This is a genomic window from Gelidibacter sp. F63206, assembly GCF_023015735.1.
The window spans coordinates 1-22,674 of the sequence record NZ_JALKAU010000070.1 but is presented as its reverse complement, the minus strand read 5'-3'; the positions used below and the strand labels follow the sequence as shown (position 1 = coordinate 22,674).

Below are 22,674 nucleotides of genomic sequence, written 5' to 3'. Positions count from 1 at the left end.
GTGTGCCAGGATTTTGTTTTTTCGACGGCCCCCGTAAAGTCCAAAGTGCTTATCACCACATCGGTCGTGACCAGATAATCATTGACGCTCTTTACATAAATTGGGCTTCCCTTGGTGTCATATCCCGTATAGGTGGTGATCCATTTGGCGGGGACCTGGTCGAGCACCCTTACCTTGCTGCCGGTCGCCAGTCCCTTGGTCCACTTCTGGGTACCGGGACTGTTGTCATGATTCAGGATGTTCTGCCCGTCATGTGTTGCTGGCATGGCCACAAAGCCATCAAAAGTATAGTTGTCGTAATAGTTTATCGTCAAGATCTCCGTAATAAAATTTACCGGGTAGGACTCGTTGTTATAATAGATCGTTGCGCCAACCATTGTTGTATCAGAGGTTCGCTTGGTAACGAATTGCGGATTCCTGAGATCGGCATCATCCTGTAAGGCTGCCCTGCCAATGCCCCTGGTCATTTCCCCTGTATAGGCCACCCTTCCAAAGGCATCGTATTTGGTGAACAGCCATTTGTCCTGTGCCCTCAGGTTGGCGTCCTGCGTCAGGATGGGCTGGTCCAGTTTGTTATAGACGATGTACTCCCTGTCTTTTCCTGGGATCTTCTTTTCCACAAGACGGTTCCTGTGGTCGTAGGTATATTGATAACCAAGTTCGTCCAATTGGGCATTGACTGTTGCCCAAGGTGAGGTAGAGGCCTCCATCTTCGGGGGCAGCACGTAGGTCAGGTTGCCATAGTCATCGTACACGTAATAGGTGTCGTGCGGTGCGTTGGGCACGATCACGCTCCCCACTTTTGAATCGCCGTAGGTGCGCTTCAGCACGACCCTGCCCTGCTTATCGGTGAACTCCTCGGCCGTGTGCGCTTTCCCATTGGTCCAGTTCTCGTCCCTGGTGACGGTTTTGTAGAGTTCACCCTGACCATAATAGCCGAGTGCACCGGGAACCAACGATAGACTTGGGGTATAGGTCTTGTCGGCATAGGCCAGCTCCACACGATACAGCCTGACATTGTCGTTCACAGGGTCTGTGGGGCTGTTGGGATCAAAGGTATTGGCCGCGTATTCAAATCCTATCTCATGGCCGCCGCCCAGGCGCCAGTCATGGCCCGGCGCCGCCTGTTTCAGTACCCTGCTCAGGGGAGAGCTCTCAAATTCCTTTTCCGAAAAGGGGTTAGGTGATCCGGGGGCGATGTCCGCACTGTACTTCGCGGCCAGATAATGGGTCTCGGTGGCACTGGGTGCATCGCTCCGGTACAGACCGTGGCCAATGTCCTGGCTGTAGGGCAGGAACTCCTTATTTTGCCTGCCGAACTCATCATAGCCGATATGGGTGATGATGTCCTGACTACCTCCGCCCGAGCGTATGCCCACGTTCTGCATCGGCCTTCCAAGGCCGTCAAAATAGGTAACCGATTCCATCTTTTCGTTATCGGTCAATGTGGACACATCTGTAGTCCCCGTCCTTGGGACAATCGTATGGATGTAGTTCTCATTGCTCAGCTGGGAAGGCCCCGAGCCCATGCTCGAGAGGTCGATCACGAACTGACTGCCCGTTACGGAAGTATATAACTGGTTGTTGTTCCCAGCCATATGGCTCAGAACGACCGAATTGGAAATAATCGAGGCCTTGACGTGCGAAAAATATTCCGTGGAACCGTTCTTTAGTTTCAGGAACCCCAGCTCCATATCGGGAAGAGCCGGTGAGGTCTGGATGGTGGCAACAGGACCGTTCTTCAGCTTGTTAGCGGAAAAGCTCGAACTGAACGTTACGGTCAGCAGGTCATCCGTAATAGCCACAGTCATACTCCCCCCGCCACCGCCCACAGGGGTATCGATGAAAACAGTGTAATACCAGTTCTGGTAAAAGTCCACATATTGACCGGCCACAAAATTACTCGGAATGTCCGGGGGCGTGGTGAAGGACCAGGTTATCAATGCCAACATCAAAGTCCCCGTTATATTTTTTAGCTTCATGAGATTATTGTTTGTAGTGATATTCATATCCTGAAATTATCTTGCCCCCGGAATCAAGGACCTGTTTTAAACGGTTGGAATCGTCATATTCGTAATAGACCGTTTGCCCTTTGGGATCCGTCACGCTCGTCACGCCTATAAGTGGGTCGTAAGTGTACGTCGTCACCATCGCATCATCGGAAAGGCTGTTCCTTAATGCCGACAAAACGGTTCGCAGGTGGTCTTCGGAAGTATTGCCAACATCGGCATCAGAGATGGCACGTATCTTTTGTAGCGTATTGTAACCTGACGGCAAAGTACTCATAGACATCTCTACATCCAAATAAGTGGCATTCTCGATCTTCGCAATCGGGTACTGCTGATTATAGCCCCAGATATAGACTATATGCGTACCGTCGGCCCTGGACACTTCCATGGGATTGCCATGGCTGTCGTACTCGTGGTAAACAATACGGTCTTGAAGTTTATTTATGACAGAATTGTACGTCCCCTTTAAAGTTTGTACAGACCTAGGCAACACCAAACTATCAGAGCCCCATATGCCATAATTAGTCCGATGCAAGCTTATCAATTCCGATGCCTCTGCCAGACCATTATTGTTTACGTCTTTGTAGGTTTCTATCTGAACTGGTTCTGCTATACGATGTTGTCGATCTGGATTAGCTAAGGTTGGCGTTTGTAATTTCTTTATTGCCTTTAATTCCAAGGTGGTCAATAATTGTGCTCCCAAGGACTTGTCATTTGTTACATCCTCAGGGTAAAAAAACTTGGTAATTATAGGTTTTGAATCACTAGATGTTGTGATAGTTTTTGACGCCAATTTGGGATTAACTTCATATAGATAGTCTATCGACGATATTAGATTCCCAGAAACATTAAAAGTTGTTGTGGTCGTATTTTTAAGACGATACCATTCAGAAATTGCACTGTAAAATCCATGTTTGTAAGTTGCTGCAATGCCACCGCTAATTGTCATAACGATATTAACCCCAGAGTTGGCGATAGATTCCCTATTAAAGGCCTCATACAGATGTTCTGTCCTTTGAATTAAAGTATAAGTTCCATTTTCATAAGCAAACTCTTCCTTTTTTATCAGATTCCCACGAAGCCAAGAAGCATAAAGGTCGGGTAAAAGCACATTTCCATATACACCTCCAGTGGAAAAATGTGCTAAATCTCCCACCATATTGAAATCGTATTGAGTCTTTAACAAGTCTTTATTCAATTCAATTACATTTTTATAACCGACTGAACTTCCATTTACACTAGCCGCTGCAGATTGAGAATGGGACGTTATTTTATATACTTCTTTCTTCGGGGAACATGAACCATTAAACAATTCCGGATCCACAAAAACTGGTGTCCCCAAAGAATAACCACTCGATAATGCCTGGTTGAAATAATTATATTCATAATTTTTCTCAATTCTTCCACCATTCTCATCATTTAACACTATTTTTTTAATTCGCTGGCCTCCAACAATATACTCCTGAGACCCCGATCCAGAATTTGATACTTCCTTATAATTTATAATTACACTAAAATCAGAATTGGGATTATAACTATTCGCTGTAGCGACAATTTTATAATCTCCCGGCGGAAAAAAGTAATCAAATACGGAACTGCTAATTGAAATGGAAAAACCAGGGTCTGTAACACCTATAATTTCAAAAGTGTAATCACAAGCAAAATTGGTCAACACCCCTGTATTGTCACATCCTGTAACCATTGAATTAACTCTTGCTGGATCATGACCCACATTCGGACCAATCGTGAAATTTATAAGATATCTGCCAAAGGGATCAAGATTCGCTGGGGATTTTACGAAATTCACTGATTTATCAATCATTTGCATAAGATTAAGATTCAAATAATCACCTTGGTAAATGAGATCTGAGACCGTATTGCTTTCAAAATAATACTCAGCATACCCACCAGTTGGATATGTGATTTTCGTTAGCATTCCTGCCTGAGAAAATAAAGTATCAACTGATCTCTCAGCATTCCCCCCATAGATAGCTGGAGTATTCCCTCCCAACCTCACCCGCGGAATCAAGCTTTCATTTTCATTCTTTCCATTATAGTAACCCCAATAATCTTGACCATTTGAAAAACGACCCGGAAGAACTATTGGATTGTAACTAAATATATATGGCGGATAAGATATTGATCCAGTTTTTTCAGTTAAAGAAATTAACCTTAGGCGATGAAGGCGCTCGTTTTGATATCCAAACTGGCCCCAATTGTCTGTCTGGACTGGTGACACGATATAATCATGTTCCAAATCGAATGATTTAATCATTTTAACTTTATCGAAAATACGAATCTTACTTAAGGCCTTGCTTCCTCCATAATCCAACCTGTTTTGAGAATTTAAATCAAATTCGATTTCTCCATTTGAAAACACAATGCCCTGAAGATGAGAAGTGTTCCCTAAAGTTTCAGAAAAGGATACTGAATATCCATTAACATCACAACGCCCGGAGATAAAACTCTCTTGAGTTTTATACAATTGCCCCGTCATTTCTTCTTGATAGTTGAAGACAACTGACTTTCTTGTTGTGGAAGATTCTATCAATAATAAATGCCATGCACTTGTGTAAGAAAAAACAGGTCCTTCTCCAGAAACAGAAGTTTGAGTTTTTTCTACAGAAAACGAATGTGACAATGGGCTTTTATCAACGGCTATCCTACCGTCTGGTGCTTTTCCAAAATGATATTTTATTCCTTTCTCAGTATGGATTATAAAACTTGAAATTTGACCGGTATTATTATAAGAAGGGATAATTTTTAAATTACTTTTGGGCGTTTGAATGAATGCCTGATCAGTTTGGCTATAGACAAATCTCCCATGGTAGCCCCCAAAATTAAATGTAAAAACGTCCGGCTCGTAATCACGCTTACCATCTTTTACTTGATTAAGTTGATAGTAATCGTTTTCCCCACCAGTGCTATGAGGCAAACTTGCTAAATGATCTACAGTATAATTAGTGTTTATATATCCATTCTCCATATCATCAGGGTTCATGCGCACCGTTCTGGATATAATCCCGCCTGCATTTAGGGACCAACCAAGACCTACCCATGATGCGATTTCTTCAACCTTGATTCCGGACGCATGGTAAGAAAGAGATAATGGAACATTGATATCCCCTTCATTTATCGTATATAAAGGAATGCTTATTTCCGGAACACCCGTAGAAGTAGCCATAGGAATGTCCACATATTTAGCAAGTGCGGATGCATTGGGAGATGGAGGAATAACTTGAGGTAACTGGTTATTGTTTTGCCCCATGATTGAGAGATTAACAACCAGGTTCATTAAAATTATAATCGTATATTTTCTTTTCATGACTAAATCTCCAATAAATTCTGTTGAAATAGCAAACTAGCTATCTCATGAGTGATAATTTGGTAAACTTATGCACTAATACTTTAAAAGTCCGGGGATTTTAATTACAATTAGTAAGGCAAAAAAAAACATATAAAAGGCTATGCATCTTGATATTATCAAAAACAACCCAAAAAACCTTACATATCATAAGGTTTTTTGATCATGAAATCTCGTTAATTGTAATAAATTGGACAAAAAGGATTATATATCCTCGCGGCTGAAATGGCCAAACCTTCAACCTATATTTTACATCTTTGCGAATTTGGATTAGCAGCGAAATAAACAATCGTATAATTTAATTAATGTGAAAATGAAGAAAATTTTAAATGTTTTAATTATTGAGGATCACCCCATGGTCATTGAAGGATATCAACGTGTATTTGAAGAAATAAGTTCTGTTGATAGAAATTTCAAATTTAACATCGCATCAGCACTGTGCTGTGAAACCGCCAATTTCAAAATCAATGAATATACCATTTCAAATTCAATAGACATAGTTTTATTGGACCTTAGATTGCCTGCTTCGAAAGATGGAAAGACTATTTCCGGGGAGGATGTCGGCTATAAAATTAGAGATGAATTTCCAAACTGTAAAATAATTATCATAACCTCATTGAGTGATAACTATATACTAAATACAATTCTCAAAAAGCTTAATCCAGATGGACTTATAATAAAAAGTGAGATTTCTGGACGAGAATTAAAAGATGCTATATTTTCAGTGCTTGATGATAAACCATACTATAGTATTTCCGTTTTACGGTTACTCAGAAAACAAATCTCAAGTGATTTTGTCGTGGAGCCCGTCGACAGACAGATTCTTTATCATTTATCGATAGGGACAAAGACAAAGGATCTTCCTAAAATTGTCCATTTGTCACTTGGAGGCGTGGAGAGAAGAAAAAGACAGCTGAAACAAATTTTTAACGTTGACGAGACTAATGATAATGTGCTCTTAAAAATTGCCAAGGACAATGGCTTTATATAGTTGAATGATATGCGAAAATTAAAAAAAATCCCTGCGTACAACCTTCAAGAAATACTGATTGTACTTGTGATCATTGGCATATTGCTCCTGTTGGCTTTGCCCAATTTAATGCCTTTGATCAGTAAGGCAAAAAGCATTGAAGCCCAAACCCAATTGAAATACATCTATAATTCACAAACAACCTATCGTTATATGTATTCAAAGTATTCAAACGATTTGAACGAACTGGATTTTGTACCGCCAAAAACAGTTAAGGAAAATGGTTCTGGAAACTATGTTTATGAAATTCTCAATGCTTCAAATGCAAGTTTCAAGATAAGGGCAACCGCCATAACAGATTTTGATGGCGATGGTATTTTTAATGTTTGGGAAATAGACGAAAGCGGAAACCCTAAAGAAATAATTAAAGATTAATTTTTATGATAATCATAAAGATCATACTACTCCTTGTGTTTGCATTTATTTTTTATCAAGACCATAAGGATCGTGAGGTTTATTGGTTTTTGTTCCCCTGTGTCGGGATTTTTGCAGGTTATCTTTTTTTGAGCGAAACGCTCGCTGAACTTTTCTATACTTCAATAACTACAAACCTTGTGGTAATATCCATTTTGATCCTCATTGTTATGCTCTATTCAAAATTAAAACTAAAAACAGAAATGATCAACACTATTGGTCTCGGCGATCTTCTTATGTTCTTCTTTCTGTCATTTACATTTTCGACGGTATCATTTATGGTCATATTGGTTAGTTCATTACTGTTTTCATTACTACTCCACTTGAGTTTAAAAAAACAATCCAAGCACAATACAGTTCCACTTGCAGGGTATATGGGCTTGTTCTTTTCGTTATCCTATTTGGCATTTTGGTCTGGTATAATAGATTCATTATATAGTATATGAAAATGGATTTCGACATAGCGACCAACTTAAAACAATTGATAAGTAGTGAACAAGCATATCATTACAAAGTAATACCTGTTGCGTCCAATAACGGCACCATTGTTTTTAAGTCTGAATATCCGACAGAAGTTTTAAGACAGGAACTTCAAATCATCTTAAATCAAAACATTGAACTAATACCCGAAACTCCTGACAACATTGAAAATTATTTATCCAAGAATTTCAGGAGGCGTAGCGCGAACGCAACTGAGAATTTACAGTACTCATCTGATTTCTTGGAAAAACTACTTTTGAACGCCAAAGACATTGGAAGCAGTGATATCCATTTTGAACCTTATGAACATAAATGCAGGGTGCGGTTCCGATTGGATGGAAAACTTAAAGAATACTATATTATCCGTCTCGATGAATATCCGATAATCATAAATAAGCTTAAAATACAAGCAGGACTGGACATTTCAGAAAAACGATTGCCCCAGGACGGTCGCATTACCATAAAAAACAATTTGGATGAATTTGATATTCGCGTTTCATCATTGCCAACACTTCATGGTGAGAAAATAGTACTCCGTATCCTTAGCAAAGATGCCAACCATATTGTTTTAGAGGATTTGGGCTTTTCTCTTCAGGAATTAAAAATCTATAGGGAAACTATAAAAAAACCCAATGGCATTGTCTTGATCTCAGGCCCTACAGGTTCAGGCAAAACAACCACACTATATGCCACCTTGAAATTGTTGAACACTGAGAACACAAATATACTGACCATTGAAGACCCTATTGAATATACCTTGGAGGGCGTGAACCAGGTACAATTGAAGGAAAATATTGGGCTTGATTTTGCGAACACATTGCGAACGTTTTTGAGACAGGATCCAGACATTATTATGGTTGGGGAAATACGTGATGTCAAAACCGCAAACATGGCCATTAGAGCGGCTTTAACAGGACATTTGGTACTTTCAACCATTCATACCAATTCTGCTTGGGCAACCATTTCACGCTTGATTGATATGGGAGTTCCAGCATTCCTAATCGCAAGCACTTTAAATGTAAGTGTTGCACAGCGTTTGGTAAGAAGGCTATGTGTCAGTTGCAAAAAGGAGGCACCCATATCAATCGAGCTTTTCCCATCAAATTTTATGTTATCAAAGGATATGAAAACACATTTCACCGCTGTGGGATGCCCTGAGTGTTACCATACGGGCTACAACGGACGTAAGGCTATTTATGAAATAATTCCAATCAATAAATCATTGATCAACCATATCAAAAATAACGCCTTGGAAATAGACGATTATCTATCCGCACATAAAATCAAAACCCTAAAATTAAACGCTACTGATCTCGTTAGGAAAGGTGTAACCTCAATAGAAGAGGTGTATGCATTGTTATCTGATTAGATAGTAAATATAAATAACTATTTCCTACTCTGGAAATCCACTATATGAAGAAATTTCTATTTATTGTAATGCTGTTAAACTTCTCTCTGGGCTTTTCCCAAAAGGATGAACAGAGGATCTTGAGCATCCGTAATCAACTGGAGTTTTTAGCCACTGACAATATTGGACTTTCAGAAAGTTTCAAATCTGAAATACAGGTCAATAATATCACATTGGGCAATTTTTTGATTGCCTTGTCGGATATCCATAAGGTCAATATTAATTTTGACCCAAGCTTAAACTCCATTGTGTTGAGCAATAATTTCACCAATGTTGTGGTAGCAGATCTTTTGGTTTACTTATGTAAGGAATACGATTTAACCATTGACTTTACCGGAAATATTTTATCAATAAAACCATACCAACCGCCACTCGAAATCCCTAAGATAAAAGTCATTCCGGTTTCTTACAACCCAGAAGACAACACTATTTCTATGGACATCAAAGGGGATAAGCTTTATGATGTTTTCAAAACGATTATGGATGCCAGTGGCAAAAACTTGGTGTTTACTCCTGATGTCGAAAACAACCTTTTAACTTCCTATCTACAAAACACACCATTTGATGTTGCCATGGATAAACTAGCTTTGGCCAATGATTTGTTTATGGAGAAATCCAAAGATGATTTTTTTATTTTTGAAGGAGTTCCAACCAATACAGATCAATCAAACCCCAGTTCAAAATCCCAAGCACAACGTCCGTTAAGACGAAAAAATTCCGATTTTCACTTTAAGATATTGGAACCTGACACTAAACTATTGGAGGTGGATTTTGTCAATACTCCTATTGCAGACATTATTACGGGAATTGGAAACGAACTTAAAATTGACATTTTTACTGCGACACCTTTAGATAATGCAGGTACGGCATCATTTCGCGCCAAAGCCATCTCGTTCGATGAGCTGTTGATCAAGATTTTCGAAACGCACAGTGTGCATGGAATTGTTCAAGGAAATGTACCAAACCAAAACATAAACAGCCAAACATCCAGTGCTTCGGAAAGATTTACTTTTAAAAAAGATAATGACATCTACTTTTTTGGAACTGAAAAACAGCTTAGTGTAAGAAAAGTGGAAATGATCCATTTGCAGCATCGTTCTGTCGAACTATTGTCAGGTCCTTCAGGAGATAAATATAGTGGCCTCAGCTCAAATAGAAATTTCAGCAGTTCTAATTCTGCATATTCCAATTACAACAATCTAATTGATAATTCTTCAAACCGATCACCAAATCAATCAACACCGAGAAACACCAATTCCTATGCTTCGGAAAACACCACGAAAAGTGATCTTTTGGACATCGTTCCCGAAGATATCAAGCTGGATTTAGATTTTAAGATTGATCATGAACTCAATAGCATATATGTCAACGGAACAAGTGCCAACATAGAGCGTTTTAAGAAGTTTATGGTTCATATTGATAAGCCCGTTCCAGTCGTTCTTATTGAGGTCATGATTATTGAGGTCAATAAAAGCTCAACCATTGAGACAGGAGTTACTTGGGGAATTGGGGAAGAACCTTCAGTCACCAAAGGTGCGGTTTTCCCAGAAGCAGACCTTACATTAGGGGCGAATACGGTGAATAAGATTATTGGAAGTTTTAACGATTTTGGAAGTTTTAATATTGGTAAGGTAGTGCCTAATTTTTTTGCCACCATTAAAGCGATGGAGGCCAATGGCGATCTAAAAATAAGATCAACTCCAAAGCTTGCCACACTTAATGGGCATAGAGCTACTTTTTCAAATGGGCAAACTTCCTATTATACAGTTACGCAACGGAACATTTATGGTACTGACAACCCGCAGACTTCTGAAATTACCAATTATGTACCTATTGATGTGGAATTAGGGTTGACCATTAAACCATTAGTTTCTGGAAATGGGCAAGTTACCTTGGATATTTACGTCGTACAATCAAGCTTTGGTCAGCGCATAGATAAAAATGCGCCACCGGATATTAACTCTCGTAATTTTAGCTCCATTATCAGAATGCAGGATCAAGATATTGCTGTTCTTGGAGGTCTTGAAGAACAAATGAAAAACAATTCAGGAAATGGGGTTCCGTTACTGGCCAGAATTCCGATTATAAAATGGCTGTTCAGTTCCCGAAAAAAAGAATCGAAAAAAGCCAAATTAACGGTCCTTATAAAACCAACAGTCATCTATTAATGTTACAAAAAATAACATCCTATTTATTATTTGGAAATCTATATTGTGGTATCGAGCATACTTCCATTGGTGGCAAAGAAACTATAAACACCACAATTCTAAAAAAAACCAAGAAAGAACTTAACATTGACAACATTTACCAATTCAATTCTATCGAAGACCTCTCGGAAGCAATCCCGAAAAATACCCACGCTTTTTTAATTCTGAATAATGAAAACGTTCTAACAAAGAAGGTTGAAAACGGACAAAGAGAGGCTGTAAAATTGGTCCATCAGGCATTTCCCAATATTAATATTAACGATTTCATGTATGAAGTGCTTGTTCAAAATGATGTACATTTCGTGTCAATTTGTCGAAGATCTTATATAAAGGAGGTGATTGAATCGTATAAAAGCAAAAGAATATCTATCATAAATTTATCTCTTGGAAATTTGATAGTTGCAAATATCACAGACTTTATTGATGAAAAGATAATTTCAACAGCCAACGCCGAAATTGAAATTTCCAATTATGAAATAAGTCGAATAGAGTCATCACAAACAATAGACTATGCCAATTATGACCTTAACGGATTGGAGGTTAACAGCAAGTCGATAATATCGTTATCGGCGGCTTTGGTTTCGGCATTGGAAACCCACAAGAGCACAACCAATTTCGAGTCAGAAAAACGTCAGTTGAAAACAGCTTATGGTCATACTGTATTTTTTAGAAAGTTTTTAACATTCGGACTCGTATTTATATTCGCAGCCTTGATCATCAACTTTTTGGTTTTCAATCATTACTTCAACAAATTGAAAACTCTTGAACAATCAGCCAAAGTCAATCAAAACATCAAGGCTCAAGTCGCTGGGCTTAACGAAAAAGTTTCAAAGTCCCAAAAAATGGTCGATGACTTGTTGAATAACAACTACTCTAAAAGTTCTTATTTCATTAATGAAATCGTTAAAGATCTTCCAGCGTCTGTTCAACTCAAAGAATTGAATTACCAGCCTCTATTAAAAAGAATCAAAGCAGAAGAAGCCATAAAAAGTGAAGAGGAAGTTATTCTTGTTTCTGGTGAATCAACCGATAGTAACATTTTTTCAGATTGGATTGCCCTATTGGAAAAAAAGAAATGGTTAAGTAAAGTTGAAGTCACAGACTATGCAGATATTTCCACGAGACGGGCTGATTTTAAATTTAAAATTCTCTTAAGCCATGACTAGTAAAACAAAAAATATTCTCTTGCTAGCGGGATTTATAATAACGATTATTCTCTGCTATAATCTGGCTTTTTCTAAAACTTTCATGGCGAAGAGTACTTATGATAAATTATTAAAGGAAGAAAGTTATTATAAGGATGCCCCAAAAACACTCTCCATTTTAAAACAAAAAGAGCGTTATTATGATTCGTTGTTGACCAAGTACAGACTTAATGAAGGCTCAATTCAAAATATATTATTAAAATCTATCAACGAATTTGCCGTCGAAAACAACTTAAAAGTAAACAGCTTTTTGGAACCACATTATTTTACCGATCAAGATTTAATGATAAAATCTTATCAATTTATTTTGGAAGGTGATTACAACTCTATAATTAACTTTGTTTATCAACTTGAGCAGAAGACCAAATTTGGAGAGATTATAAATGTAAATTTTGAAAAAAAGAGGAATTTCAGAACTGGAAGGGACTATCTTCAGGCAGTGATTATATTGAGAAGTGTTGGATAATGACTTCCAAAAGTGATTGAATCCTTGAGATACCACTTTATTAATTTTGTTGAAAATGTAAAGTCTGCCTCGCGAATTAATCGATAAGGAATAGGAAGAAACACAAAATTATTTTTCTGCCCACCCCTGGCTGGTCGGACAAGTTCGTTGCTATAACATTTATAGAAACTAAAGTAACTGCAATGAATCCCGATAGCCATCGCAGGTTTTAATCTTTAACTATATTTTACATTGTTATTTACTTATTTAAAATTTTCTTTCCACTTAAATACAATAAATAGACTCCGAGTATTCCTAATATCCATAATGATATTGTACTATACCAAAGTAACAAATGGTTTAGCGGACCATCTACAATAAACAACCATATCATACCTATTGATACAATCATTAATAAGTAAGAAGCTATTTTTTGTTTTTCTAAAAAGAATAATCCTATTACACTTAATAAGCATAATCCCCATTTAATAAATGTTGTTTGACTATTCTCGTAAAACGCTTCTGTAATATTAGAATATTCAGGATTCATCCTAATTGCAAAATAATGTAACACATCTACAAGAAGGAAGATGATTATAATGATATATATAACTTTATTTTTTCTCATCTTCTTTTTCTTCTTTTTTCTTTAAATCATTAACTCTTTTAGATGCTGCATCATATTCCTTTTTGTCAGTAAACTTTCTATAAGCATATGTTCCATCTTTAGTTGTAACAGATAGAATGTATTCTGTTGTTGATTCTTCACCATTACTAGATGTTTCATAGCTAAACCCTGCAAAAATATTACCGCCTGTAGAGACATCTAAAGTTTGTTTAAAATCATTAACTTTCTCTTGCTTAAAGTTATATAGTTTTTCATTTTTTCCAAACTTTAATCCTAGTCCAAAGTATGAAGTACGCATTTTCTTTTCGCCATAAACAGAGCGCATATAATTCCCAAAATTAACAGAAGAAGTTTCATTTTGCTTTCGAGTTAACCTGTGACCCATATCATCGTTATATGCATGAGTAATTTCATGACCTGCTACATAAGAAGCTCCAGGCGCACCACCATCAATACTATATCTCCATACTGAAGAAGGGTATTTTATATTATTCTTTTGAGGGTCATACGAAGAGTTGCTTGACCAAAACACAGATTCCATTGTGTAATTACTTCTTGAATTAATCAATCTATTAATTCTTGTACTACCTGTTCTTGTCGCTGCTATTTGAGCTAATTTGAACATGGCATCTTTAGTATTTCCTGATATAATAATATCTCTGCCATCAGGATCCATATATAAGATAGGATTATTTGCAGTATAATTATATGGAGTGAAATCTCTGTATTTATCAGCTAATGGGTCAATGTTCATCCAACGACCAAGCCATTTATCATAGTTCCTTGCTCCGAAGTCCATCCAACCTAAACCTAGTTCATCTTGCTCTTCCTTACCACCAAAACCATACTTATGGTCAGTACCATTAATCACATTGTTGTAACCTTTGTGAGAGCCACCAAATGGATAGACGTTAAGGCGTTTTTTTCAACTATGGCGCTACTTTCTGCGGATTTCCATCAAAATTTTTTCATAAGAACGTCCTTTCTGCATCATCTTTTCAGTCCATAAATATAAAGATTACGTTCGGTTTCCCTACAATTATGTTTCTGTTTTTGTCCTTTTCTTTCTTTTCTATCGGTCGGTCTTGTCAAGTAAGCACGAACCATCGAGGTTCGCCCGTGCGTTGGCGGATTTGTTCCGAAGGTGGCGTTTTAAAAAGACGAAGATTTTGACGAGGCTGGATTTCGAGCGCAAAGGCAATCTTCGGCTTTTTAAAATGATAGGCAAAGTGCCGATTGAACGTCACGTAAGAGTGAGCTTTTCTTTTTAGTTCGGATGTTTGTTGTTCAGTTCGGGTGCGGGCGTTGGCTGTAGCGGACATTTTACATAATGTGGTTATAGGACCACCGCATTACGGATTTTGATTTTCAGACCGATATTTCTTGCGGTTGCTCCTATAACTATTACATTATGTAAATATGGCTTGGGGTGGTTTTTGGCGTGAGCGTTGGCAACAGCTCTTTGCTTTTTTATAGTTACCGATTTCCAATAATAGACCAGCTCTCTATGAAAAAGCAATGTGCTGTGTGAGCGCAATGGCAGACAAAAACCACATTTGGCGGTGGCGCGCGGAACAAAACAAAAGACAGAGGGTTTTTGCTTTTCGCAAAAAACTGGGTTTTGTTTTGTGGGGATTTTTATGTTCGGATTTTTCTTTTCAGCTAATCGGATGGAAGTTGTTGACGATTTCGTGAAGGTTCTCTAAATCGTCCAGTAAATATCTTTCGGTTGAACTGATGTAACGATGTCCAGCAAGATATTGGACTTTCCTTAAATTATACTGACCCAGCCAATTTGTAATTACACTTGCTCTAATCTGATTGATGTTTTCGGCTTTGTGGTTGGTCGTTTTCAGCTTTTTGATGATGTTGCCAATCGTGTTGCCCAATCGCTCGTTGTTCGGTATCAATAAACGTTCACTTTCTATATTTCTGCGCTCTTTTATTTCTTCCCTAATTTCCTTGATGTATTCCAACAGTTCAATGACTTGCCAAGGTTTTAGCTCCAGTTCCCGAGCGTTCATTTTCTTGTGGCTCGGAACATAGATTTTACCTTTATAGACTTGTACGTGTTCCACTTCCAACGCTTTTAGATTGGTCGTGCATAATCCTTGATAGACCATCAGACCAACTATTATTCTATCTCTTTTGGCTGTCAGTCTGTGGTATTGGTCTTTGATGTTTTCGGTATTGTAGCTGTAATATAAATCCTCTAATTCATCAGCTTCAAGTAAGTTATAATTGATATGCCTTTTTGAACCTTTTACCGTTGTATTTTCTATCGGGTTTTCACTTTTAAAGTTTTCCTCTACCAAATAATTCAGATAGGTTTTTACTCGACCCAATCTATGGTTTACGGTCTTTTTTGTGGTGTTCTTCCGTTGCAGATATCTAATGTATTTCAAGCAATCCTTATAATCGATTTCGATGGCTGTGGTATGGTTGCGATTGCACCATTTTATAAATGATTGTGCCTGTTCGGTGTAACTTTTTATGGTCGTTTCCGTATAATCCTGCTTTTGTAGATAGGTTCTGTAATCAATCATTTTCAACGGTTTTAAGTAAGTGAGTGTAGATTTGTGTGCTTTCCAGACTGCTATGGCCTAAAAAGGCTTTGATGCTTTCCAATGGCACTTCTTTTTGCAGTAGATGTGTTGCGATTGAGTGGCGCAATGTGTGTAGTGTAATCTGCTTTTTTTCGATGTTCTTGTTTTCTGTGGCCATTACTATGGCTTTTAATCGATTGGCGAACGACATTCCGTTTAACCGCTTTCCCTGTTGGCTGATGAACAAAGCTTCGCTTTCCCTAAAGTTTGTAAAGTCTGGACGGGCTTCAAAAATGTAATCTTCCAATACCCGAAGATTGTAACCGTTCATTGGCACGAACCTTTCTTTATAGTTTTTGCCCTTTCTAACAAATATCCGTTCCTTATCAAAAAGTACGTCTTTTACGTCCAAGTGTACCGCTTCATTTCTTCGCAGACCACAACTGTAAATAACTGCAAGTATGGCTTTATCACGTAGCCTAAAATACTTTTTTTCGTGGCTGTAGCTGGTCGCTTGGAACATTTCCTTGATTTCTTCCTGTGTAAGTATATTTAACTTTTCCTCTGTTGGGTTGGTTTCATATTTCAGATGGATATGGATGCCTTTATGATTGTGGTTCTGTAGATATTCCTTGAACTTTTTTAGTGCCTGTTGGTGCTTGTTGAGATAGCCTTTGCTCAAACTCCCGCTCCGCCTTTCGTTGTTGCGCTCTTGCAGATAACTGTAATATTCCTTTGTGGTTCTTGATGTGATATGATTGATGTTCATAATACTTTTTTGTTCCAAGAAGTAGAAGAACTCTTGCAGGTGGTTTGGCAGATTATAGACCGTACTTTCCGCATAACCGAGTATGTCCAACCATTGTCTGTAACTCGCTACCAATACTTTATAATGCTCACTTTGTAATTTTAGATGTTTCATTTTTGAGTGTTTTTTTCTTGCGCATATACCTTTTTGGCATTTTACGGTTTCAAGCGGTCAATAAATTGTATCTGTGATAGTTATGTGAGCCATTTTGTTGGTGGCTCAATGGTGGCTCATTGGCTTACTTCCATTATGGTAATACAGTTCTCCAAGGCATTGTTTATTTGCTCCTGTAACTCCGTGTATTCCTCATAGCTTACGATTTCGTAGATGTAACCTTTGTACTTGTTGTTGGTGGTTTTCTTGATGTAATTGTCCTCAATGAGCTGCGAGTGGTATCTTCGCAATGTTGTTCCCTTTATGCGCAGGTTTCTGCGGATTTCAGCATTGGTAAAGGTTGTTTGGCTATTGGTCTTTAGGTACGTTTTAAGGCTTTCCAGATAGTTTCTGCAAGCTCCCGTTATCATATCGCTCTTGCGCAACAAGACCTCTTGTAAAAGTGCATTGGCTTCCCGTATGTCCTCGATGGCGGTTTCTATATATTCCTCGCCTGTGGTTTCATCATATTTGCGTTCCCTTTGATATTGCTTGTAAAAGGTAACCGCTTCAATAAATTGCAGATAATGGCTGTTGGTTCTTCGAGGTTTAAATACGGATTGTGGCAAGTGCAGGTGTTCCGCAAAAGGGTTTACGATACGTATTTTTTTAAGTAAATGCTGAACATTCTGTAACTGCCTTTTGGCTTTGATTTCCGCATCGATGTTTACGTTTCCTGCCGATAGTTTGCGTTGATATTGCATTATTAAATTGTCCTGTTCGTGGCTTTCATCGATGTACAGTAAAAAGGAACGGTTGCTATTATCTTCGTAAAGACTTTCCTGTGTGGTACAACCTGCAACACATACAGGACCTTCGACCGTTAATTTGATGGTCTTGGTATTTCCGTTCCTGTCCTTATGGCTTACCCGTTTTGTGATGCTCCTTTTTGATTGCAGTTCCCGAAGTGGATAGAGTGCGTTTTCCGCTCCGTCCATATCTTCTATCAATATCAGTTTGTGTTGCAGTTCGGTGCGGTTGAAGTAGTAAAAGGCATTCTCACTCAATACCGTCATATCCACGATGTCGTGTTCCGGTATCAGTTCCGCAACCTTGCTTTGTAAATGTGTCTTTCCTGTTCCGGAACTTCCCAAGCTGATGCAATGCAACGGATTTGCACTTTTGCGACTTGTGAAGATGATGTACATTAAAAGTCTGTTGGTTTCCTCTCCGATAACTCCGCTATTTCCGATTAGGTCGTTTGTAAGCTGTAATACGTTGGGTTTCTTCAATAATTGGATGGCTTCCTTTTCCTCTTTGCTCGTGAGTTCCCTAATGGTAAAACCGTCCGCATCTTCTTGGTCAAGCTGTGATAGGCGATGGGCTTCGAGTTCGTTGGTCAGTTCCTGCAATGTCCTTCTGACTATCGATGTTCCTATCTCGATGCGCTCCGCTGTTTTTCTAACCAGTTTCTCTACTTGGTTATCGTTGTACAAATCAATATTGTGGCGAAGTTTGGTTTCAGATTTTACTTTTTTGATGCTCAATGTTACCCGTAAACTGTCCAAGTGGTTGAGCTTGATACCGCCCAGAACGCTTATCTCTAAATGGATTGTGGTGTATTCGTAATGGTTTGGATTGGTGGTGTTTAAAATATTTTTGTCCATAATGCAGATAATTCTATTATTTGTATTGTTTACTCTGCAATATTAGATATTACTATTCAATTAATCAAGACAATACTATTTTATTTTGACTATATTTGCCAATTAAGTATAGTTTACTACCATTTAAGCACATTAAGACGACTATTCTATGAGTTTAGGACAGAAGATTACAAAGATTAGGAAAGAGAAAAAGCTCTCACAAGTGGACGTGGCTTCGTATGTGGGTGTTTCCCGTGATGCCATTTCCAAGTACGAGCGCGGTGATATTGTGCCGTCCGTTGAGAACGCCAACAAGATTGCACAGATTTTGGGTGTTTCCCTCGATTACTTGGTTTCCGATGATGACAGTTTAGAGGTCGTGGATATTGATATGCTCAACCGTATGAAAGAGATTCAGCGACTTGCCGAAGAGGATAAAATTACCGTTGTTAAAATCATTGATGCCTTTATACGCGATACCAAGACCAAAAAGGCTTACGCATAAAATTTTTATAATGAAAGAATTTAAAGTTCACATACCAAAAGAACATTATCAAATAATCAATTTTGAAAAAGAAGCCTTACCAGCTATTGGCGTTATTAATATTAGTTTAGTAGACTTTGAGCCTAAAGAAATTTTCTCTTGGCACTGTTCTTTAATATTAGATTTTGAAGATTTTATAGATAATGGTATGCCAACAAAAGAACAAGTATTAGTTGCGGATAAATTTGAAGATTTTTTAGACGATAAAATAAAAGGTGAAAACAAGGAAAAACCAAATGCTCTTTTTTTAGGCAGGGTAACTTGGAATAAAACAAGGCAGCTTTTATGGCGAGTTTACGACCCAGAGTTAACAAGTCAATTTTTAAGAAGCACAATTGAAAATAAAAAATATCCTTTAAATTTTGACTTCAATATTAGTATTGATGAAGAATGGGCATACGCTAAATGGTATTTGGAAAATAGTTAGAAAATCAAAGAGCTAATCATTTGAGTAGCTCTTTGATTTATCCTTGAGGTTTTAATTGCTCTAACCAAACGTTCGGCTTGCCATCATAATAGTCTCTTAATCTATCTTCTACGTGATTAGCTTCCCATACAGCTGCCCTCTCTAAACCAGTGATTTTATCTTTCGTGGTTCTTGTTATATCTCCTGTATTTGGATTGTAAAGTTCAAATATATTAGGGTTCAGACCATCTTGAATAAATTTCATCGGTAATACTTCGAACTCTTTTCGTATAGTCAATTTACCTACTTTCAACCATCTTCCTTGTGATATTGCATCTCGATAGACAGACAAAAAAAATAAAACAGGGCATTCTAATAGAACATCAAAATCAGATAATTTTTCCTTTACTTTTAAATCATAAAAGGCTAATCCATCATTTAATATTTGGGCATAACAATAGTCTCCATTTTTTAAATCAATTTCAACTATTGCTCCAATTGTTCTTATTTGTTTTTTCATTTAATCTTTGAACTCTTTATTAGCAGCATTTATATATTGCTGCTTTTTAGGATTTTTATCACTAACACCTTCTATTTTATTTCCAGAGGTTCCATCTTTTGACTGTGCACCACCATTTTTTTGTATGTTTTGATGTTCACGTCCTCTAATTGCATCTTTATTGGCAGAAGACTTATCTAATGTAGCGGGACCGTGAGTTTCATTCATATGGTGATTACTATCTCTTTTTTCTATATTCTTTGTGGGTGTATCCGTACCACTTGTTCTTCCTGAATAATCACCGTTTTTCGATGGGTCTTTTGCTTTTTTGGTATAGGTTTGATACGTTTTTTCAGCCTTTTTTGTCGTGTTTTTGACATCTACAGCTAATTCGACCCCTTTCTTAATTTTCTTTGCAAAAGGTATAATTCCTAATGCGGCACTCCCATAGTTTCCTTTAGAAATATCCAAAGCTTCGCCAGCTCCTGGAATCTCATCTGCTAACATTTCTAAAACAGGGTCGTCCCTTACTGCTTTCGCATATGCATTAACCACACCATCTCCGTTGCTTAAATTCTCTCCAAACCTTTTAATGGTGTTAAGCACATTGCCCAATCCTGCAATTTGTATTCCTCCGGGTGGACCACAACAACCACTACTATAAGGCGCCATTCCATCAGGGTCAATAAACTTTACAGGGTTGTCAAACGCAAAGTTATAAGGGCTAAACCTTCTCATTTGGTCAGCAAGAGGGTCAATAACTACCCATCTCCCAATCGCAGGGTCGTAATGACGTGCTGTAAAATCATACATATCATAATCAAGCTCTTGCTCAAACTCCTTACCGTTGTATTTGTATGGGTGCTCCCTACCATTGACGATATTATTATAGCCCTTGTGCTGTAAGCCAAATGGATAGTAATTGTTCTCTTCCAGGATTATCAAGTTTACAGGGTTACTGTTGTTTTGGTTCTCGTCCTTATAGGACAACCTTATGTTCCCCAAGTGGTCCTTGTATTGGTACACATACTCAAAACCATTTTCGGCATCCACATAACCCTCCGGTTGGTTAAAGAATTCCAATGAACTTCCCTCGTACACATAATTTCCAGCATAATAGGCAAATGAGTCAGATTTACCACTTTCAACCACCCTCTTGCTCAACTTTGTTCCCGTGGCGTCGTAAATATATGAAATATTTCCGTTTCCGAAGCTCACCAGTTTGGGTAAATTAAGGTAGTTGTAGGCTATACTTGTGATTCCCTTGTTGAGATCCTTTGTCATGTTGCCGTTCACATCGTAGGCATAATCATCACCGGTATTGGTACCATCTTTAAAGCCGTACGTCTTATGACCATTGTCCGATACTTTTTTTAATTTGTTACTATTGGTCTCATAATCGTATGCCAAATAATCCATGACCCCAAAATGCAGGGGTTCGGCTATGTCCGGAACCGTGGTTCCGCCAACGATATGTCCCAGCCTCACCAGGTCGGCAATGTTCCCGTTCTTGTCGTAGTTTAAGGTTTCTTTTAATTTACCGTAATTATCCGTTGCATTTGTCAACCGGTTCAGGGCATCATAATCATACCTGTACCAGTGCAGGCTGTTATCGGAATTGGCCGTGCGCCACTCAGTCTCTGAAATATTGCCGTTGAACAGGTTGGTGCCCCCATGATCATTTGTATTATAGTTAATTTTAAATGCAAAAAGAGAGCTCCCTAAAGTTGCCGGATTATTGATCTGTTTCAGCCAGCCCCTGATGTTGTAGGCAAAACTGACGTTCTGCAGCCTGCCCTGGGTGGTTTTTCCGCCTACACCTTTGTTTGTGAGCTGGCCGAGGTCGTCATAGGTGTTTTCAAAAATGACCTCGGTCGGATTCATGCCCACCAGCTCCTGAGTCTGCTTTTTCAACCTTCCCATGTGGTCGTAGGTGAACGTGTCCTCCGTTTCAATGGTCGCATTGTCCTTGGTGTGCCAGGATTTTGTTTTTTCGACGGCCCCCGTAAAGTCCAAAGTGCTTATCACCACATCGGTCGTGACCAGATAATCATTGACGCTCTTTACATAAATTGGGCTTCCCTTGGTGTCATATCCCGTATAGGTGGTGATCCATTTGGCGGGGACCTGGTCGAGCACCCTTACCTTGCTGCCGGTCGCCAGTCCCTTGGTCCACTTCTGGGTACCGGGACTGTTGTCATGATTCAGGATGTTCTGCCCGTCATGTGTTGCTGGCATGGCCACAAAGCCATCAAAAGTATAGTTGTCGTAATAGTTTATCGTCAAGATCTCCGTAATAAAATTTACCGGGTAGGACTCGTTGTTATAATAGATCGTTGCGCCAACCATTGTTGTATCAGAGGTTCGCTTGGTAACGAATTGCGGATTCCTGAGATCGGCATCATCCTGTAAGGCTGCCCTGCCAATGCCCCTGGTCATTTCCCCTGTATAGGCCACCCTTCCAAAGGCATCGTATTTGGTGAACAGCCATTTGTCCTGTGCCCTCAGGTTGGCGTCCTGCGTCAGGATGGGCTGGTCCAGTTTGTTATAGACGATGTACTCCCTGTCTTTTCCTGGGATCTTCTTTTCCACAAGACGGTTCCTGTGGTCGTAGGTATATTGATAACCAAGTTCGTCCAATTGGGCATTGACTGTTGCCCAAGGTGAGGTAGAGGCCTCCATCTTCGGGGGCAGCACGTAGGTCAGGTTGCCATAGTCATCGTACACGTAATAGGTGTCGTGCGGTGCGTTGGGCACGATCACGCTCCCCACTTTTGAATCGCCGTAGGTGCGCTTCAGCACGACCCTGCCCTGCTTATCGGTGAACTCCTCGGCCGTGTGCGCTTTCCCATTGGTCCAGTTCTCGTCCCTGGTGACGGTTTTGTAGAGTTCACCCTGACCATAATAGCCGAGTGCACCGGGAACCAACGATAGACTTGGGG

The 22,674-nt window shown here is 38.9% G+C and carries 16 protein-coding genes and 3 pseudogenes; 9 read left to right on the top strand and 10 right to left on the bottom strand.

What is annotated here, in order from left to right; genetic code table 11:
• The 3 genes and pseudogenes from MWU32_RS03470 to MWU32_RS03465 all read right to left on the bottom strand — a co-directional run.
• Positions 1–1,028 (bottom strand): annotated as a pseudogene (locus MWU32_RS03470) (hypothetical protein); the annotation flags it as partial.
• Between the two features lie 87 nt (positions 1,029–1,115).
• Positions 1,116–1,427: pseudogene (locus MWU32_RS05455) on the bottom strand (DUF6443 domain-containing protein); the annotation flags it as partial.
• Positions 1,428–1,986: 559 nt separating this feature from the next.
• Positions 1,987–5,277 carry an RHS repeat domain-containing protein gene (locus MWU32_RS03465; RefSeq protein ID WP_246937831.1) on the bottom strand — a complete coding sequence of 1,097 codons (3,291 nt, stop codon included), beginning with the start codon at positions 5,275–5,277 and terminating at the stop codon, positions 1,987–1,989.
• A 409-nt stretch (positions 5,278–5,686) separates the two neighbouring features.
• Here MWU32_RS03465 and MWU32_RS03460 point away from each other — a divergent pair, with 409 nt between their 5' ends.
• The 7 genes from MWU32_RS03460 (at position 5,687) to MWU32_RS03430 (ending at position 12,583) form a co-directional block, all read left to right on the top strand.
• Positions 5,687–6,364 carry a response regulator gene (locus tag MWU32_RS03460; RefSeq protein WP_246937828.1) on the top strand — a complete coding sequence of 226 codons (678 nt, stop codon included), beginning with the start codon at positions 5,687–5,689 and terminating at the stop codon, positions 6,362–6,364.
• A gap of 9 nt (positions 6,365–6,373) precedes the next feature.
• Complete coding sequence (locus tag MWU32_RS03455) at positions 6,374–6,778, top strand: prepilin-type N-terminal cleavage/methylation domain-containing protein (protein WP_246937826.1); 405 nt, start codon at positions 6,374–6,376, stop codon at positions 6,776–6,778.
• Positions 6,779–6,783: 5 nt separating this feature from the next.
• The gene (locus MWU32_RS03450) at positions 6,784–7,263 is read left to right on the top strand and encodes a hypothetical protein (protein WP_246937824.1); all 480 of its coding nucleotides are present in this window, start codon (positions 6,784–6,786) and stop codon (positions 7,261–7,263) included.
• 2 nt (positions 7,264–7,265) lie between these two features.
• On the top strand, positions 7,266–8,666 hold the full coding sequence (locus tag MWU32_RS03445) for a GspE/PulE family protein (RefSeq protein ID WP_410744437.1): 1,401 nt from the start codon (positions 7,266–7,268) through the stop codon (positions 8,664–8,666).
• A gap of 44 nt (positions 8,667–8,710) precedes the next feature.
• A complete protein-coding gene (locus MWU32_RS03440; protein ID WP_246937820.1) occupies positions 8,711–10,873 on the top strand; it encodes a type II secretion system protein GspD in 2,163 nt (720 codons plus the stop codon).
• The gene (locus tag MWU32_RS03435) at positions 10,873–12,078 is read left to right on the top strand and encodes a hypothetical protein (protein WP_246937818.1); all 1,206 of its coding nucleotides are present in this window, start codon (positions 10,873–10,875) and stop codon (positions 12,076–12,078) included. The genes MWU32_RS03440 and MWU32_RS03435 overlap by 1 nt, the downstream gene beginning before the upstream one ends.
• Positions 12,079–12,160: 82 nt before the next feature.
• Positions 12,161–12,583: a hypothetical protein gene (locus tag MWU32_RS03430; protein ID WP_246937816.1), complete on the top strand. Its 423-nt coding sequence runs from the start codon at positions 12,161–12,163 to the stop codon at positions 12,581–12,583.
• 238 nt (positions 12,584–12,821) lie between these two features.
• On the opposite strand, the gene MWU32_RS03425 is transcribed toward MWU32_RS03430, so the two are convergent.
• The 5 genes and pseudogenes from MWU32_RS03425 to MWU32_RS03405 all read right to left on the bottom strand — a co-directional run bounded on the left by MWU32_RS03425 (position 12,822) and on the right by MWU32_RS03405 (position 18,304).
• On the bottom strand, positions 12,822–13,190 hold the full coding sequence (locus tag MWU32_RS03425; protein ID WP_246937814.1) for a hypothetical protein: 369 nt from the start codon (positions 13,188–13,190) through the stop codon (positions 12,822–12,824).
• Positions 13,177–14,085 (bottom strand): annotated as a pseudogene (locus tag MWU32_RS03420) (RHS repeat-associated core domain-containing protein); the annotation flags it as partial. The pseudogene MWU32_RS03420 and the gene MWU32_RS03425, both read right to left, overlap by 14 nt.
• A 763-nt stretch (positions 14,086–14,848) precedes the next feature.
• Positions 14,849–15,736 carry a tyrosine-type recombinase/integrase gene (locus MWU32_RS03415; protein ID WP_246937810.1) on the bottom strand — a complete coding sequence of 296 codons (888 nt, stop codon included), beginning with the start codon at positions 15,734–15,736 and terminating at the stop codon, positions 14,849–14,851.
• On the bottom strand, positions 15,729–16,658 hold the full coding sequence (locus MWU32_RS03410; RefSeq protein WP_246937808.1) for a tyrosine-type recombinase/integrase: 930 nt from the start codon (positions 16,656–16,658) through the stop codon (positions 15,729–15,731). The genes MWU32_RS03415 and MWU32_RS03410 overlap by 8 nt, the downstream gene beginning before the upstream one ends.
• A gap of 116 nt (positions 16,659–16,774) precedes the next feature.
• Entirely contained in the window at positions 16,775–18,304 is a 1,530-nt protein-coding gene (locus tag MWU32_RS03405) for a hypothetical protein (RefSeq protein ID WP_246937806.1), read from the bottom strand.
• A gap of 148 nt (positions 18,305–18,452) precedes the next feature.
• Between MWU32_RS03405 and MWU32_RS03400 the strand changes: the two genes are divergently transcribed.
• A complete protein-coding gene (locus tag MWU32_RS03400) occupies positions 18,453–18,788 on the top strand; it encodes a helix-turn-helix domain-containing protein (RefSeq protein ID WP_246937804.1) in 336 nt (111 codons plus the stop codon).
• A gap of 10 nt (positions 18,789–18,798) precedes the next feature.
• Positions 18,799–19,254, top strand: coding sequence for a DUF695 domain-containing protein (locus MWU32_RS03395; protein WP_246937803.1), 456 nt, complete (start codon positions 18,799–18,801; stop codon positions 19,252–19,254).
• A 37-nt stretch (positions 19,255–19,291) separates the two neighbouring features.
• Here MWU32_RS03395 and MWU32_RS03390 read toward each other — a convergent pair whose 3' ends face one another.
• Complete coding sequence (locus tag MWU32_RS03390; protein ID WP_246937800.1) at positions 19,292–19,753, bottom strand: Imm26 family immunity protein; 462 nt, start codon at positions 19,751–19,753, stop codon at positions 19,292–19,294.
• Positions 19,754–22,674 (bottom strand): RHS repeat domain-containing protein (locus tag MWU32_RS03385; RefSeq protein WP_246937798.1); only part of this gene is annotated, 2,921 nt, incomplete at its 5' end. It lies immediately after the preceding gene.